At 36.2% G+C, this 16,784-nt stretch carries 18 protein-coding genes; 5 read left to right on the top strand and 13 right to left on the bottom strand.

Annotation, left to right across the window (positions count from 1 at the left end; genetic code table 11):
- Positions 1-45 precede the first annotated feature (45 nt).
- From AC3WOM_RS20950 to AC3WOM_RS20935, 4 genes are all read right to left on the bottom strand, one after another.
- Complete coding sequence (locus AC3WOM_RS20950; protein WP_492448188.1) at positions 46-684, bottom strand: TetR/AcrR family transcriptional regulator; 639 nt, start codon at positions 682-684, stop codon at positions 46-48.
- Between the two features lie 246 nt (positions 685-930).
- A complete protein-coding gene (locus AC3WOM_RS20945) occupies positions 931-2,379 on the bottom strand; it encodes a tetratricopeptide repeat-containing diguanylate cyclase (RefSeq protein WP_492448187.1) in 1,449 nt (482 codons plus the stop codon).
- Positions 2,380-2,623: 244 nt separating this feature from the next.
- On the bottom strand, positions 2,624-3,829 hold the full coding sequence (locus tag AC3WOM_RS20940) for a hypothetical protein (protein WP_492448186.1): 1,206 nt from the start codon (positions 3,827-3,829) through the stop codon (positions 2,624-2,626).
- Positions 3,822-4,328 (bottom strand): sigma-70 family RNA polymerase sigma factor, encoded by a 507-nt coding sequence (locus AC3WOM_RS20935; RefSeq protein WP_427545936.1) that lies wholly within the window; start codon positions 4,326-4,328, stop codon positions 3,822-3,824. The genes AC3WOM_RS20940 and AC3WOM_RS20935 overlap by 8 nt, the downstream gene beginning before the upstream one ends.
- A gap of 115 nt (positions 4,329-4,443) precedes the next feature.
- Here AC3WOM_RS20935 and AC3WOM_RS20930 point away from each other — a divergent pair, with 115 nt between their 5' ends.
- Positions 4,444-4,884 (top strand): MerR family transcriptional regulator, encoded by a 441-nt coding sequence (locus AC3WOM_RS20930; protein WP_427545938.1) that lies wholly within the window; start codon positions 4,444-4,446, stop codon positions 4,882-4,884.
- On the top strand, positions 4,871-5,224 hold the full coding sequence (locus tag AC3WOM_RS20925; RefSeq protein WP_427545940.1) for a DUF4260 domain-containing protein: 354 nt from the start codon (positions 4,871-4,873) through the stop codon (positions 5,222-5,224). Before AC3WOM_RS20930 ends, AC3WOM_RS20925 begins: the two co-directional genes overlap by 14 nt.
- A 283-nt stretch (positions 5,225-5,507) precedes the next feature.
- Here the strand turns inward: AC3WOM_RS20925 and AC3WOM_RS20920 are convergent, their stop codons facing one another.
- The 7 genes from AC3WOM_RS20920 to AC3WOM_RS20890 form a co-directional block, all read right to left on the bottom strand.
- Positions 5,508-5,729, bottom strand: coding sequence for a hypothetical protein (locus AC3WOM_RS20920; protein ID WP_427545942.1), 222 nt, complete (start codon positions 5,727-5,729; stop codon positions 5,508-5,510).
- A gap of 10 nt (positions 5,730-5,739) precedes the next feature.
- Positions 5,740-6,801: a LolA family protein gene (locus tag AC3WOM_RS20915; protein ID WP_492448185.1), complete on the bottom strand. Its 1,062-nt coding sequence runs from the start codon at positions 6,799-6,801 to the stop codon at positions 5,740-5,742.
- Positions 6,802-6,803: 2 nt separating this feature from the next.
- Positions 6,804-8,249, bottom strand: a complete 1,446-nt coding sequence (locus tag AC3WOM_RS20910; protein ID WP_492448184.1) for a HAMP domain-containing sensor histidine kinase — start codon at positions 8,247-8,249, stop codon at positions 6,804-6,806.
- Positions 8,246-8,944 carry a response regulator transcription factor gene (locus AC3WOM_RS20905; protein ID WP_492448183.1) on the bottom strand — a complete coding sequence of 233 codons (699 nt, stop codon included), beginning with the start codon at positions 8,942-8,944 and terminating at the stop codon, positions 8,246-8,248. The genes AC3WOM_RS20910 and AC3WOM_RS20905 overlap by 4 nt, the downstream gene beginning before the upstream one ends.
- A gap of 71 nt (positions 8,945-9,015) precedes the next feature.
- Positions 9,016-9,168, bottom strand: coding sequence for a hypothetical protein (locus AC3WOM_RS20900; protein ID WP_492448182.1), 153 nt, complete (start codon positions 9,166-9,168; stop codon positions 9,016-9,018).
- Between the two features lie 64 nt (positions 9,169-9,232).
- The gene (locus AC3WOM_RS20895; RefSeq protein WP_492448181.1) at positions 9,233-10,249 is read right to left on the bottom strand and encodes an inorganic phosphate transporter; all 1,017 of its coding nucleotides are present in this window, start codon (positions 10,247-10,249) and stop codon (positions 9,233-9,235) included.
- A gap of 15 nt (positions 10,250-10,264) precedes the next feature.
- The gene (locus AC3WOM_RS20890; protein ID WP_427545951.1) at positions 10,265-10,885 is read right to left on the bottom strand and encodes a DUF47 domain-containing protein; all 621 of its coding nucleotides are present in this window, start codon (positions 10,883-10,885) and stop codon (positions 10,265-10,267) included.
- A 387-nt stretch (positions 10,886-11,272) separates the two neighbouring features.
- On the opposite strand from AC3WOM_RS20890, the gene AC3WOM_RS20885 reads away from it, so the two are divergent.
- Entirely contained in the window at positions 11,273-12,037 is a 765-nt protein-coding gene (locus tag AC3WOM_RS20885) for a sulfite exporter TauE/SafE family protein (protein ID WP_492448180.1), read from the top strand.
- Positions 12,038-12,224: 187 nt separating this feature from the next.
- Positions 12,225-13,607 carry a Na+/H+ antiporter NhaC gene (nhaC, locus tag AC3WOM_RS20880; RefSeq protein ID WP_492448179.1) on the top strand — a complete coding sequence of 461 codons (1,383 nt, stop codon included), beginning with the start codon at positions 12,225-12,227 and terminating at the stop codon, positions 13,605-13,607.
- 150 nt (positions 13,608-13,757) lie between these two features.
- On the opposite strand, the gene AC3WOM_RS20875 is transcribed toward nhaC, so the two are convergent.
- A complete protein-coding gene (locus tag AC3WOM_RS20875; RefSeq protein ID WP_427545957.1) occupies positions 13,758-14,708 on the bottom strand; it encodes an LCP family protein in 951 nt (316 codons plus the stop codon).
- Between the two features lie 30 nt (positions 14,709-14,738).
- Positions 14,739-15,383 carry a helix-turn-helix domain-containing protein gene (locus tag AC3WOM_RS20870; RefSeq protein ID WP_427545959.1) on the bottom strand — a complete coding sequence of 215 codons (645 nt, stop codon included), beginning with the start codon at positions 15,381-15,383 and terminating at the stop codon, positions 14,739-14,741.
- A 420-nt stretch (positions 15,384-15,803) separates the two neighbouring features.
- On the opposite strand from AC3WOM_RS20870, the gene AC3WOM_RS20865 reads away from it, so the two are divergent.
- Positions 15,804-16,562, top strand: a complete 759-nt coding sequence (locus tag AC3WOM_RS20865) for a class I SAM-dependent methyltransferase (RefSeq protein WP_492448178.1) — start codon at positions 15,804-15,806, stop codon at positions 16,560-16,562.
- Positions 16,563-16,784: the final 222 nt, after the last annotated feature.

Genomic DNA, 16,784 nt, shown 5'->3' with positions numbered 1-16,784 from the left:
CACCTCTTTAACTGATTTAAAAAAGAATGCATTATGCAAAAATTTTTATTCGCTGTTTTCGTTTCCAAACATCTTCATCATATACATGAGACTTCCACTTTCAACACCCAGTAGCCTTTCTACGTTGAATACTAAGGCCACTATTCGTGAAGTGCGTTCTTCATCTGTTAAATGAACCAAATCATCGTCAAATACGGTATTCGTATATGCCACTATCATTTCCATGCATTCATACGGATATGGTGTGTTAAATAATCCCTGCTCAATGCCTTCACGAATAATATTTGCCAGAATAGTTGGCACATTGTTGATAATAATTTTTTGGATTTTTTGGTGCATCAAAGCGTTCTGAGGCTTGTGAATATGTTCCATGATTTCCTTGCTATTTCCACCACTAATGTTCAAAGCCATTACAACTCGAATCATTCTCTCATTTACTGGAATACTTTTATTTGCACTAATTTCCTTTGCCGCTTCTAAAATCGTATCTGTCATTCGATCAATTAAGGCGTCCATAATATCCTCTTTTGACTTAAAGTGATAATACAGTGTTCCACGTGCGATTCCGACCTTTTCAAGAATATCGTTTGTGCTAGTACCATCAAAGCCTTTCTGATTAAAAAGCTCCTCTGCCACATCAAGAATTTCATTTCGACGCTCTTGTGCCTTCTTTATCGTTCTCATTTCTATACCTCCTCTAGATAGACCGACTGTCTGTCTATTTAATTTCATAGTAGCATACAACTGGTTTCATTTACAATATCTTCTATTGAGAAATTAGAAAAAAATTTATAAAGGTATGCTACAATGCATCAAGACAATAAAAATCTGCAAGCCTTCAACGTTTATTCCGTGAAAACAAGCAGATTTTTAAATTTATAGACAACGTTTACATCAAAAAGAAACAAATATTCAGAAAGGTGCTTATCATTAACAATCATTTCCAATATCATTATATTGTTTAAAGACAGTAATTTGGTTACGACCATTGCGTTTTGAGGCATAGAGCGCGGTATCAGCTTGATGAATGAGTTCTTCAATTTTTGTTACCTTCCCCTTGTGATTGATGCTCACACCAATACTAAACTCTAAATGAATCGCTTCATCTTTTATTTCTAAAGATAAAGATGCTAATTTTTTATAGAGATTTTTTGCCAATGTTTGGGCAGTTTCTCCCATCTTTAATTGACTAAGAATAATAAATTCATCTCCACCAAAACGTGCAACTATTGATTCAAAAGGTTGGAAAAATTCCTTTAATGTTGTAGCTGTAATGGTTAATGCATCATCGCCAAACAAATGACCATTCCTATCATTAATGGCTTTAAAATGATCTAGATCAACCATCATTAACGCTAACTGCTGTTTTTCAGTTGAAGCTTTCTGCATCATCTTTACCGCATTCTCATCAAAATAACGTCGATTATAAATATTTGTTAATGGATCAATATAAGAGGATTTTTCTAGTTGCTTTTTCTCGTCATTATACTCCATTTCAAATAACACATGTGTATAATTCTCCCGTTGGATTTCTAGCAAAATATTAATATATTCCTTTTGAATCGCACATAAAACTACTTTATTTCCCTGTTCCTCAATTAGTAGCACTAAAGAATTGTAAATGATTTGTAGCAAAGCAAGATCATTATTTTGTAGGGCATAGTGTTTTGATTTTTGATATAAATCGATGGCCTCACCAATACGTCCCTGTCTTTCATAAAGCAAAGCATTAGCATTCATAATCTCCAATTGTACCTTGGAATACGGAGGTTTCTGAATAGTCGTTAGTAGCTCTTGTAAGACTTCATGTGCTTTTTCAAATTCCTCAAGCCAAATTTGAGCAACGGCTAAGTTTATTTTTGGATGGATAATTCCTGTATATGGATTGTCATGCTTCGTCTCAAAAGCATTTGCATAATATAAACTCTTCAACGCGAATTCTTTTGCTGTTTGATAGCTCCCTAATGCAATTTCTAAATCACTTAAATTATTATAAATTTTCCCCATGCTTTCTACATGTTGAATGCGCTCAGCAATCTTAAGTCCCTTTAACATAAGTTCCTCAGATTTTTTCAAATGGCCAAAAGTTCCCCAATAGATGGCCGCTAAAATATAATAATGAATTAAATCAATATCATTGCCATATTGAAAGGTTAATTCACGATATTGCTCAAGCACACTGATGGAAATCTGCAAATCTCCTGTTTGAAAATAACTGGCACAGCGATACCGTAATAAAAGGATTGCTTTATCATATATCTCAAGTACAATAGCACTATCGATTGCGGCACTACTTAATTCGATATATTCTAAAAAGCGATTCGCATTATACAATTCATTTAGCGTAATCCATAATTCTTCAAACTCCTGTGTATTCATACCGCCCCTCCTCATTTAACCCCTTACATCTTTAATACTACCTTTACTAATAAAATATTACAATTCTTTGGACTCATTTATTTTTGATTTAATGAGTAATTTAACCCAAATATAAATCTAACTGATTATATCCTCCTAATAATTTTTTAATCAAAATCTAATCATCTTAGATTAATAATGATAACAGTACACAAAACTATAATTTTCTGACAAAGAAAAAACAAGCCTCTTTTTTAGAGACTTGCTACGAATCCTGCAAACCTAATATCGCCTTTAATTGTTCTGATCTTTTTTGATTAAGATGGATAGCACCAAACTCCACTTTTTGCAAATAAAGTGTCTGACCATAGCTGAGCCAAACATCAACTCTAACTCCCTCTAGCATAAAAGAATACTCTGGTGGTTGTTTCATCTTATTATATTTATCTGGAGTCTGCCAATCTGTTTGCTGGAAAAATTGAATGATTTCCTGTTCATTTTGAATAGTAAGCTTTTTCGTTACAGTAGGCTCAATCCATTCAATACTGTTTAAAAAACCATTTATAACCTCTACACCATTGTCCTCATATGACATACTTCCTGATGATTCTAATGAAATGTAATCTCCTAACTTGACTGGGTAATCATTCAAGATTGGATACCAAGTTGCATTATTATATTTCTTAATAATTTGTTCCTCAGAAAGCTTTGCCAGATCCTCAGGGATGGCACCCTCCACAAATAAAAAAGCATTAGACTCAATTTTAATGACCGTCCCTACGTAAATCGTTCCTTGTGAGTGTGTACGATTGTCGATACCCATTTTATCCTGAAATGCTGTTGATTGCTCAGCAAAATGAGCTTGAAAATAACGAAGGGCGTCCCTCGCAACTATTTGATCTGCGGTTTCAGCTAAGGTTGGATATTTTTTTTCATAAAATGCATTCAGTTCTTTTCTAGCTGCATAAAACGGTATCATAGGCTCAATATACGTCTTAAAATATTGTTTTAGGCCTAGCCCCTGAAAAAGCTCCACATATTGTGGGGACTCTTGTAGCATGACAAGCTCATCATAGCGTGCCTTTTTTTCTGCTTCTAGCTCTTCCTTTGTAGATGTCATACCTAATGATTTTGCAAAATAATAATAGGCAACTAGCTGCTCATATTTTTGATAGGCCTCTCTCTTTGAAAATTCCTCACCTTGGTCTGGCCACATCAAATACATAACATGTTCAAAGTGCTCAAACTGCTTCTCGTTAAACATCTGTGCTGTTTGCTTCGTATCCTTATTTAACAGCTGCACCATCACAAATCCTGCTAAGCATAAAGTCACAACGGCAGTTAATAGTGCGAAACGAATGGGCTTTTTTGGTTTGACAGGCTGCTGTCGCAGGACGTGTTTTTTGATACGTTCCTTACTCGTTGACATATCACCGGCTACCTTTACTAATTCCTTTTGCCATTCATTCATGCCCAAGCACCTCCCATTCCTCCTGCTTTAAATGAGGCTTCAGAGCTTCCCTTGCCCTTTTCAGCCTTGTTTTCACAGTATTTTCTACAATCCCTAGAACCTGTGCTATTTCAGCAATCTTCATTTCTTCATAATAGTAAAGGATTATGGGCTCTCTATAGGATATCGGTAATTTTAAGATAGCTGCCCCTATATGCGATCTTTCCTCCGCTTCAATCAGTTCATCTCGCTGTTTTTTTACTTGCACTGGAAGGATTTTTTCTTGTAAAATTAATTTTTTATAATGCCAGCTTTTTAAATAATCCTTACTTTTATTGATGGTTAATGTAGATAAATATGCACGTAGCTGCCCACGCTCTTCATAGTCATGCTGTGAAAATTTGATAAAGACCTCCTGCACGATATCCTCTGCGACGTACCTATTTTTCACGTAGAAATAAGCGAGACGAAGTAAATGCTCTGCATGTTCATCCATTATTTTTTCAAGTATGCCGTCCACCTCCCCCTCTTACACTATAAACGACTACCAATTAATGACCGTTTCACTTTCTTATCAATATTTTCTTGACCTTGGAGCACACTCCAATGTTAGGATAAATTCAGGAGGTAGTTAGATGAAAATTAAACAGTTTGCTGAGAAATATCAATTAACAACTGATACAGTGCGCTACTACGAGAAGGAAGGGCTACTGTATCCACATAAACTGGACAATGGCTATCGCGTGTATGATGACACTTGTGAAAATACGATTAAAATAATTCTAGTATTAAGACAGCTTGGCTTTACACTACAGGAAATCAAGCAATTACTGATGCTGGATCAAAAACCTGTTTCAGAATCCTGCAATCAAGAAACCGTACAGCTATTCTCTGCAAAAATCGCCCATATTGAGCAGCAATTATTGTTTTATCAGCAGGCACTCCAATCCTTACAACTAACAAAGACTTTGATGGCTGATGGGAAGTATGCAGAAAATCAAGTGGTGATCGCCTCGCTCATCGAGGATATGTATCAAAAATTACAGGAAGGTCGTGGTCATCATGAAAATACGTAAAATTATTTCTCTTGAATATTTACTAGCATTTTTAATCAGTCTATTTTTCTATTGGCAGTTTGACTTTTCATTATTATATTTTCTCTTATTTTTATTGCTTCCTGATATCAGTATGCTTGGCTATATTGTCAACACTAAAGTTGGGGCTTTATTTTACAATATAGGTCATAGCTTAATACTGCCAGCTATTATAATGATGATTGGTTTTGTCATGATATCTACTCCGCTACTAATGGCATCGATTATTTGGCTAGCCCATATTTTTTTAGATCGTGCGCTCGGCTATGGCTTAAAATATGATGAAGCCTTTAAGAAAACACATTTACAGCAAATAGCTTAAAATCAACTTTAATCACGATCAATTACACCCAAGCGTAATTGCGTCCGGATTTTTTTCGAGCTCGCTCGAAAAGCTCCTCTTCAAAATTCGTGACATCCGCCAGAGGCTTTATCTTGATTCAGCGGGCGTTTGTACGCCCACTGAATAGGAATAAAATCGCATTCATCTCGCCACCTATAGAGGTAAGAGTATTCTGCTGAATCAAGATAAATTTGATCGTTTACAAGCAACTAGGGCTTTGAAACGAAATATGTTTCAAAACCCTAGTTGTTTTCTAAATCTATTAAATAAATCGCTTAAACAGCGTTTCATATAAAGCTACAATTAATATACCACCTAATACAGGAAGGAGAGAACTAAAGCTGAAATAAAATCCCTCCTCATTGTAGTTACCAAAGAAATGAAATTGCAGCCATGACACATCATATGTTTCACCTATACCATATAAAAAAACGGTGCTAAATAAAAACAATGCGAGACATTTTATACACTCATTGCGCTTCATACCATTCACCTCACTCAATAATGGTCATTTGATTGGCATAATCGACTAAATCTTCTTTAGACAGCTCCGGATTTTCTCTAATGATATGGTATTGATACCCATTTTCCTGCCAGCTAATCGTTAAAAATTCACCTAACTCCATGTAGGTACCTTCCTTCCCACGTACCTCGATCGGTTTTTCATCTTGAACGCCACCAAACTCTACATAACTTTCAGTCATTTTATAAACTGAAACCGAGAAAGCAGGCTGTTCATCTTTCTGATATTCAAATGAAAACTCTGGACGTTTCTCCACCTTCATATCTTGAATTGTCGTTAATGTTACACCATTTTTTTCTGGCACCATTAAAAATTCATCAAGCTGCTCTTTCACTACATCTAATGTTACTGCTTCAGCTTCCTGTGAAGCAATTTCTTCTATTTTAACATCAGCTGGAATATCCATTGTAAATTGTGCTTCATCAATTTTTGCATCAATATCTATTTTGGTATATTCCGTAACCATTTTACTCCCGGCGTTATTCGTTACGGTTTTTAATGTTAGCCATGTTTTTTTATCAATCCATACTTCCATATCGCCCATTAATGTATCAGCATTTTTAGCTTTCGCTACCATTTTGTACGTATCTCTGCCTGCAATTTTCTCTTCGCCGTCAATCTTCACATCATGTGTATTTTTCACCATATTAAATAGTATTTCCGCCTGATCCTTCGGTGATGGTAAGCTATCCAAATCACCCTCCTTGAAATTCATCGTCTGAGCCGTTTTTTCAACCACATCATATAAAATGACTTGAGAACCATTATTGACAGAGATGAAATGCTCCCCATTTTCAGTTGTCATATCAATACGTCTTTTACCATCCTTAGACCACTCCTTGACATGAACCATTCCACCAACCTCGCCCATGTCCATTGTATATTCGCCGTAATAAGTAAGTGGTTCTTTCGTCTCCTGTAACGCTTGATCAATAATTTCCTGTGGTGAATACGACTCCGTATTACAGCCTACTAAGCTAAATGAAAGTGCAGCAACTAAACCTACCGCACTTAATGTTTTTTTCCAATTCATTATCAATTCTCTCCTTTATATGATGGAATCCAGCACAGTACAGCTGTTCCAAAACCTTCTTTAGATATAAGCTCAACTGTTCCACCATGCTTTTCTATGATTTGTTTCGCAATATTTAAGCCAAGCCCTGTACCACGTTCTCCAGCCTTTGTTCGTGCTGTATCTGCCTGGTACATTGGCTCAAATAACTTTTCAATATCCTCTTTTTTAATCCCTTGTCCGCTATTTTGTACAATCATATAGATACCTTCCTGCTTTATCAGTGCAGATTTTACAAAGTCAAAGCACCATATTGGACACTTCCCAGCATTTATGGCTGATAAACCTATTGTTGTACCTACTTCCCCATAGCGCCAAGCATTACTCATTAAATTATCAATCACCCGCTGAAGCTGCTTCGGATGCACGGCATAAAAACCTTCTACCTCACAGCTCACTTCAAGCTTAAATCCTTGATCCTCACACAGCGGTTCGTAATCTGACAATATCATCTCAAAAAACTCAGCTCCGTCAACCATCACTAGCTCTAAATCATAGCTTGAAGATTGAAGTAATGTGTACATCAGTAAATCCTCTAACATATGCTTCATCGTTTCAGCCTTTGTTATAATAATCTCTCGATATTCGCACTGCTGCTCTTTCGATAACGCTTTATTTTGCAAAGATTCTGCATATGCTTGAATTGATGTAAGCGGTGTTTTTAAATCATGTGAAATACTAGCAATCATTAGCTCTTTTTGCTGTTGTTCTGTTTTTAAGTGAGCACGTGCCATTTCAATTTCGTTCTGCATAGCAAGAAAGGCTTGCGCAAATTCACCAATTTCATCTTTTCTTATCTCTAAGTCTGATGCCACCTGTTCACCCTTGGCAAAGGCACGCATTTGCTTCATTAGTTCTTTTAACGGTCGATTTAACTTTCGATGAAGTAGCATCATCGCTGCAATATATATAAGAAGAAACAATAGAATTGAGCTAACTATGACAAGCCAAGAGCGATTCTGTACACCTTGTACCCAGTCCTTCCTCACTAATTGAATTTCATAAATACCAAGCAATTCTCCTTTTTGATAAACAGGTTCCTTATACGTAAAGGCATTGTATTTTTGCTGTAAATCATATAAATCTTTAAATATTTGATCTTTGGAGATAAATCCTGATTTCAACGGATTTGAGGAATACAAAACAAAGCCTGATTGTGAGTAAAGTGTAATCGCGAGCTGTTCATTGGTTATTGCTTCTATATCTGTTCTGTCTGCATTTTTTGTATAATACTCAGGATTATTAAGCACAGATTTAACCTGATTCAACTCTGTCCATTTTTCAATGTGCTCAAGAACGTTTTTATCGTGATAATAAGCATTTATCCACACATAAAGGCTATACGCACCGGCTATCGGTAAGATAAGCACGATGAAGAAAGTGATGAGCAACCATGTTTTAATTTTCATAATGCTTCTCCAATAAAGCAGTAGCCCATGCCCCATACTGTCTGAATAAAATGTGGCTTTTTAACTGGATCATTGAGCTTTTCCCGCAGCACCTTTATATGTACCGTGACTGTATGTGTTTCATCAACGCTTGCTTGCTGCCAAATATGCTGATAGAGTGCCTCTTTTGAAAAGGTTTGGCTTGGATTTTTCGCCAGTAGTTTTAGCAACGCAAACTCCTTTTGTGTTAAGGCAAGCTCTTCATCATGAAGAGCTGCAGTTTCCTTGTGCCAATCAATTGTTAAGCCATGTGTAAAGGTTGTGATTTCTTCCGTTATTTCTTGTTTGTTATAACGTTTCCAGCGACGTAAATGTGAAGCAATACGCGCCTTTAACTCCTCTAAGCTAAACGGTTTTGCTATATAATCATCTGCACCTTGCAAACCCTCCACCTTATCTGCCTCTTCGTTGCGTGCACTCATCATTAAAATAGGCACTTCACTTTCCCAGCGAATATTTTGGCAAACTGTAAGCCCATCCATCTCAGGTAACATCCAGTCAACAAGCACTAAATCGAATGAATCGCCTTGAAAATCAGCAAGTCCCTCAAGCCCTGTCGTTGCCCAAGTAATTTGATAGCCCTCCCGCTCAAGCGTATCCTTTATAATACGTCCAATCGCCGTATCATCCTCAATCAGTAATAGCTTTTCTCTCATCTGTTTTCCTCCTGTAATAACCTTACTATGTAAATGGCTTAATTTTTTAAACTTTATACTTTCTTTATATTTTACATATGGTGCATTCGAATTGTATCAGTTTGTTTTGCCAAGCTATCCGTCAGTTGAGCGATTCTATCCGTTAGTTCAGTGTTTCTATCCATCGCTTTTATTGTTCTATCCGCTTTTGCCTCGCTATACGTCAATTCATCGTTGCTCTCCACTACTTCTGCCATCCTATCAAAACAAAAAAGGAATGCACTTTTTGTGTGCATTCCTTCATTTATATTAGAAAAATAAACTTAAGATAAAGTAAATAGCTCCAGCCATCACCGCAGAAATTGGCATTGTAATGACCCATGTTGTTACGATTTTACGTGCCATTCCCCATCTTACACCTTTTACACGATGTGCTGTACCGACACCCATAATAGATGAAGAAATAACATGTGTCGTTGATACTGGTAAATGAATTAATGTTGCTCCAAAGATAATCGATGCAGAAGCTAAGTCTGCTGCCACACCATTCACTGGACGAATTTTCATAATCTTTCCACCAACTGTTTTGATGATTTTATAACCACCTACAGAAGTACCTAGACCCATTGCACATGCTGCTGCAAATCGTACCCAGAAAGGTATATCATCACCCTGATGCAAGCCACCTGCAATTAAAGCAAGCGTAATAATTCCCATCGCCTTTTGTGCATCGTTTGTACCGTGTGTAAATGATTGTAGAGCTGCAGTACCAATTTGCATTGTTCGGAAACCTTTATTCGTACGATATAAATTCATATCCTTAAAGAGTACTTTAAATAATGACATCATCAGGAAACCTGCTGCGAATGCTAGCAATGGTGAAAAAATAAGGGCTTGAATAATTTTAATAAAGCCTTCGTAGTTCAAAATATCAAATCCTGCTGCGGCAATCGCTGCTCCTGCAACAGATCCAATTAATGTATGAGAAGAACTCGATGGAATGCCAAAATACCATGTTAGCAAATTCCACGTAATGGCAGATAATAAGGCTGCTAAAATCACAACAGAACCAGTAATATCACCATCATAGGCATTTAAGGTAAACGGGTCCACAATATCTTTTGTTAGTGCTTTGGCAACCCCAACGAAAGTAATCGCTCCAACGAAGTTCATCACTGCAGCCATATATACTGCTGTCCGTGGCTTTAAGGCCCTTGTTGATACAGAAGTTGCAATCGCGTTGGCTGTATCATGGAAGCCGTTTATAAAATCGAACACAAGTGCGAATAAAACGACTAATATTGTTATTAGTAATATTGTATCCATTTCCTACACTCCATCTTACGCGTTACGCATAATTATTGTTTCAATTGTATTTGCTACAGTTTGACAGCTATCCGCTATATCTTCAAATTGCTCATAAATATCTTTAAACACAATAATGCGCATTGGATCTTTCTCTTGAATAAATAATTGCTTCATGGAAGAACGGAAGATTTCATCACATTCACGCTCATAGTCCTTAATTTGAATGGAGTGCTTACGCATTTCAACAAGCTTTTTACTATTTAATAGCTCCATTGCTTGTACCATTTCATCTGTACTTTTTGCAATATACGTGAGGAATTGACGCATCGGCTCTGTTACTTCTGTTAAATTATACATATTAAAATGAGCAATACAGCCTTCCATGCCATCTATTACATCATCTAATTTATTTGCAAGTGCTAAAATGTCTTCACGTTCAATAGGTGTCATAAATGATTTATTCAGCATTACAATAAGCTCATGAATTAATTTATCGCCGCTTGTTTCATATTGCTTCATTGTGTCTGCAATTTCTTTCAGTGCATCTATATCTTGAATACGTGCATTATGTGCAAAGTAAATACCTTCATTGACATTTTTAGAGATATTCAATAATGCCTTAAAAAATGGATCTTGCTTGTTTGAGTTGAACATTATGTTCCTCCTGTTGAATAAATTGTCGATTTCTGCAATCATCATAACAAAACTTTTACACATTTCTACATATTTTTAAACATAAACGAGTTGAATTTACAAAAATGTAATATTAAAATTGCCACAATTCATTTCAAGCTCTTTTCCAAGTTGAAAACGTTGGAAACCAAATAATAAAAATACCCGTTTTTTCTTTAAATATTACCGTTTTTTCTTTTATTTTTAGAGAAATACTTGAAAAAACTTTTTTTCCTTCTATTTTTTCAAACAGTGAATTGTTAAGGAATTGTAAACGCTATTTACATAAGGTTTGGAGATTTCATTGTTATTTCATATAATTCACAGTACTCTTATAAGAACAATATAAGAAGGATGTGACTCATACATATGGACATCGATTTACTGTCACTTGCCATACTATTAGTACTCGGCTTTATCGCATCCTTTTTAAATGCGATTGTTGGTGGCGGGGGATTAATTTCCTTGCCTGCGTTTATGGCTGTTGGGCTACCACCTAGTACAGCCATCGCCACAAACAAACTTGCCAATACAATTAGCAATGGTACAAGTATGTTAACTTTTTTACGAGCTGGCAAGGTAGATTTTAAAAAAATCGGCAAGATCATCCCTTTCATCTTCATCGGCTCTATAATTGGAGCCTATACGGTACATCTTGTATCGCCTTCCATTTTAAAGCCCTTAATGCTTGTTATGCTCGTCCTTGTGACCACTTATACAGTTTTCAAGAAAGATTGGGGACAACAGCCTGAGGAGCGAATATTAACTGCTACTAAAAAAATCGCTTTTATTGGCGCGTTTGCGGCTATTGGCTTTTATGATGGTTTCTTTGGGCCTGGAACTGGTTCGTTTTTTATTTTCATTTTATTAATGATGGGAAATGATTTCTTGCAGGCCGCGGGCAATGCCAAAGCGTTTAATTTCACTTCTAATTTAGCAGCACTTATTATGTTTTTACTGTTAGGAGAAGTTAATTTTTTATATGGACTGCCTGTGGGGTTTGTCATGATTTTTGGGGCTATCTTAGGTTCAAAATTCGCACTGAAACGTGGAACAAAAGTGATGCGTATTATTTTCATTATCATGACATGTACATTGATTCTTAAAAATGCGTGGGATTATTTTTTTCAATAAAGTGACCAGTCAAAGGCAACGACTTAAGGTGTATTAGAGAATGTTCAAATAACTAGAGAAAGCAATAAAAAATATCATTCGATTTTATATAGCAATTTTCAGTCAATTGACAAAATTTATTTGCGTGCTATAATTCTTTTGGGCTTCACCGCATTGAAGCGAAGAAGTAATTACTAGGAGGATTAGCATGTTTCGAATTGAAGCAAAGAGTAACCCTCGATTTATTGAGGCAGGCTTCATCATACTTTTAATTATCGCCATGATGGCATTTAGTATTGGGTATTTAAAAGCGACTCCCCATATCCCTATTTTTTTGGTTATTTCACTTTTAATTGCCTATGGATTACTTAAAAAAATTCCTTTTCGTGAGCTTGAAGGGGGGATGATTGCTGGTGCGAGTGCAGGGCTAGGCGCTGTATTCATCTTCTTCTTTATCGGTATTTTAATTACAAGTTGGATGATGGGAGGCACTATTCCTACACTTATCTATTATGGCTTTTTAACCGTTTCACCTAGTTTTTTCTTTGCCATAGTATTTTTAATTTGTAGCGTTGTTGGCATATCTGTCGGAAGCTCATTAACAACTGTTGCCACAGTGGGTGTGGCTTTTATGGGAATTGCTGGTGCAATGGATATCTCCTTAGCCATAACTGCTGGTGCGATTGTTTCAGGAGCTTTCTTTGGTGATAAAATGTCTCCCCTATCAGATACAACAAATCTTGCTTCTGGGACAGTTGGCGTGGATCTTTTCGAGCATATTAAAAATATGGGCTGGACAACGATTCCTGCTTTCATCATCTCCATTGTTTTATATGCTATTTTATCTCCATCAGCTACAGATACAGCATTTGACACAGTAGAGCATTTTAAGGAAGGATTAGTTGCAACAGGACTTATACATTGGTATACATTAATGCCAGTTGCTGTACTTATTGTGATGACTTTTTATAAGGCGCCTGCACTAATTACGCTTGCAGTCGTTTCAATTCTTGGTGTGGGACTTTCCTACATGCTTGAACCAATTGCCCTTTCTAATATCTTTAAAATGCTTTTTGAAGGCTATGTCTCCCAAACTGGTAATAAGGAAGTAGATGCATTACTGACACGCGGTGGTATGAGTAGTATGCTATCAACAATCGCCTTAGTTTTACTGGCACTAACAATGGGTGGGCTATTATTCACTCTAGGCATTATTCAAAGTATTTTAGCAAAGGTTGAGAACATCTTTAACAGCGCTGGTTCCGTGATCACAGGAGCTGCCATTACAGGAGTAGGTGTCAATACACTGATTGGTGAGCAGTATCTTTCCATCTTATTAACAGGCGAAGCATTTAAAGAACAGTTCGCAAAGGTTGGACTAGCACCCAAAAACCTATCTCGTGTAATGGAGGATGCAGGTACAGTTGTCAATCCACTTGTCCCTTGGAGTGTTTGCGGTATATTTATTGCTAGTGTACTAGATATATCTACAGTATCTTATCTCCCCTTCACCTTCTTCTGTTTATTAGGTCCGATTTTAACAATTATATTTGGCTGGAGTGGGAAAACACTAACAAGGCTTGAAAAATAAGATAGGTAGCTGATGCAAATCATCAGCTACCTTTTTTTTGTAAAATTCACTTTCATGTTATATTGTCAATTATTGAATCATGTTGAATCTGTTCATAGGTATTGTTCTATAAACAGATTAAAAGTTGAAATCTATGCTCAAGCAATTCTCTTAGGATGATACTACATAAGTCGTATCATTGTCCGCTGATGATAAAAATTCTTTTAATGCACCTTGGTTTTTATCTAAATCAATATCTAAAACTTCACCTACATTTACACGTTTGTCTTCAAAAGAGCCTGCAATAGGAATGCGTAAAGTGTTCATACCTTTAGAATCTCCATTTACTATCCCTTTTCCGATTGTAAGGATTGTTTTATTATCAACATTTGTATCAATGTAGGAATCTACAACGCCAAGTATTTTTGGCAAATTCATTAAGCTTGAAACACCGATTTGTTCTTTCACCTTAGTCAAAACTTCTTGCTGACGTTCCACCCGTCCAAAATCACTTAGACGATCGTGGCGGAATCGAACATAGCCTAATAACTCATTACCATGTAAAGTTTGTTCTCCAGGCTTTAATGTCATGCCAATTCCATGAGACATTTCATAAGGAATATCAACCTCAATCCCATCAGGTGCTAAAAGATCAATAATTTTGGGGAATCCTTTAAAATCCACTATAGCGTAATAATTAACATCAAGATCAAAATTTTGCTTTATTGTCTTCCTTACAAGTTCAGGCCCTCCAAAAGCAAAGGCAGCATTAATTTTATTCATTCCGTAATCCGGAATTTCGACATACGTATCTCTCATAATTGAAATAAGCTTTACATTATTTGTCGTTTGATCATAGTGTGCAATCATTAATGTATCCGATCGACCATCCTCATCTCTTGCATCACTTCCAATTAATAGCACATTTATCTGACCAACCTGTACATCTGCACCTTCGAATGGGTCAAATGTCTTTCCATCATCTTTAAATGGACCATCGTCTGCCATTGCTAATCCGCTATTGTATTGATAAACCGAATATATAATCCCTACTATGATTACTAATGCGAATGCTAAGAACAAATTCCTTAGCCATTTACGGCTCTTTTTACTTCTTCTCATAATTAAATCCACCTATCATTTAACTCTAAATTAATTTTTTAGTAATGTCTTTGTAGTTAGTTGTACAGCTATTGCATCATCTAAATAACCAATAGGAAATAGATAATCTGGTAAAACATCTACAGGAATAATAAAATATAATAATGCACTTCCAATTATAGTTAGTTCAAAAAGTGTACCTTTTCCTGATAAGAATCTTTCATATAATTCTTTTAATTTGCTTATAAAAGGACCTACACTTCCTACATGTTTAATTTTCTCATTAAAATCTTTAGCAATCGTTTTTTTACCTTCTTCTGTTTGCGCAAATAATCCATAGCTCTCCAGTTTCTGTTCAACCTGTGCCACCGAAAATTCATCATCATAAACATTAGAAGACTTAAGAAGAGCTTGTATTGCGTCAACAGATGTATGAATATCTGATTCAGATTTCTCTTGTCTTTGTTCAATGGGGTACCCAGCAGCTTCAAATAGATTAATTAAAGGAACTCCAAGACAGTCAGCAAATTTTTCTAAATGTTGTGGTGTTGCTTTTCTCTTATTATTTATTATCCGTGAGATTGTAGCTGTATCTATTCCAGTGTGCTCACTAAACTTTCGCATAGACAATGAACGTTCTTTCAAGAATTCCCTAAGCAATAAGCCAAGATTATTGTTGTTTCTCTTCTCAGTCATTTTCTGTCCTCCCCCCTTGCCATTTTCTACTGTAACTTTTTTCAACTGTCTAATATATCATTCTCAAGAAGTGTATTATTACATTGACATTTTGTCAACACTTTTAAATAAAAGGAAGCTAATGCGATTATTGATTTAGACTTACCTATACTAACATATCATCACCATCAGCTTGGATGCATATTATTCATGTTGACAAAAAATCAACATTTATACAATACAATGTCATAACGTGGAATTGATTTCTGTTCCAACAGGGGGTTTCTGAAAGCACTTGGAGCAATAGGATACTTGTCACAAGGCTAAGTACTATTATGGGGCATCCTCTCTTTATTCCAAAGTGGAATCAAAATTGTTATTTTCTAGAATTTCTATTCAATTAAGCTCTCTGTTATGCTCAAACAAAGGAGATGAAGTAATATGACAACAAAATGGAATGCCAATTTATATGATCAAAAGCATGACTTTGTTTCAAAATTTGGAGAAAGCTTAGTGGACCTGCTTAGACCACAGAAAAATGAAGTAATATTAGATGTTGGTTGTGGGACAGGAGATTTAGCACATGAAATTGCAACTCACGGTGCCATTGTTCAAGGAATTGATGCCTCTCAGGACATGATTATTGCGGCACAGCAAAAATATCCTGGCATAGAGTTTCAAGCGGTGGATGCTACAGTGTTTTCCATTAAATATCAATTTGAAGCAGTCTTCTCAAACGCTGCTCTTCATTGGATGAAGCAGGCAGATCAAGTTATTGAAAATATTTATAATTCGCTTAAACAGGGAGGGCGATTTGTAGCTGAAATGGGTGGAGATGGTAATATCGCCTCTATAGTATGGGCACTTCAAAAAAGCATGGAGGATTTGCAACTACCTTATAGAGAGGAATATTTCCCTTGGTATTTCCCCACTTTAGCAGAATATCAATCTAAACTAGAGAAAGCCGGCTTTACCGTTGATACGATTACACTATATGAGCGACCAACTCCTCTTCAGGGCGAGGACGGGCTTCGTAATTGGTTAGTGATGTTTAGTCATAATATCCTACAGCATTTAACGGAAAAAGAGAAAGAGCAAATCTATGCAAAATGTGAGGAACTATTAAAACCTAACTATTATCAGGATCAACAATGGATTGCTGATTATTGTAGACTACGATTTGTCGCTATCAAAAAATAATATAAAGTTATAAAAGAACGTATGTATTCCAATACGTTCTTTTCATAGTGTTGAAAAACTAATTGGTCAAGGGACTCTTTGTGATACTACTAAGTCAAATGAAGGTGATTTCCGTTCCAGGCTACTCGCTTTCGCGCAGAGCAAGGCTTCCTGCGCTGGAGGAACGAAGACTAAGTGCGTCACGTCCTGTGACAATTTATCTGTGCGAAAGCGTAGCGACAG

The organism is Lysinibacillus sp. FW301-JW8 (assembly GCF_058788755.1).
The sequence above is the reverse complement of the archived record's forward strand: the minus strand, read 5'-3'. Positions and strand labels throughout refer to the sequence as shown.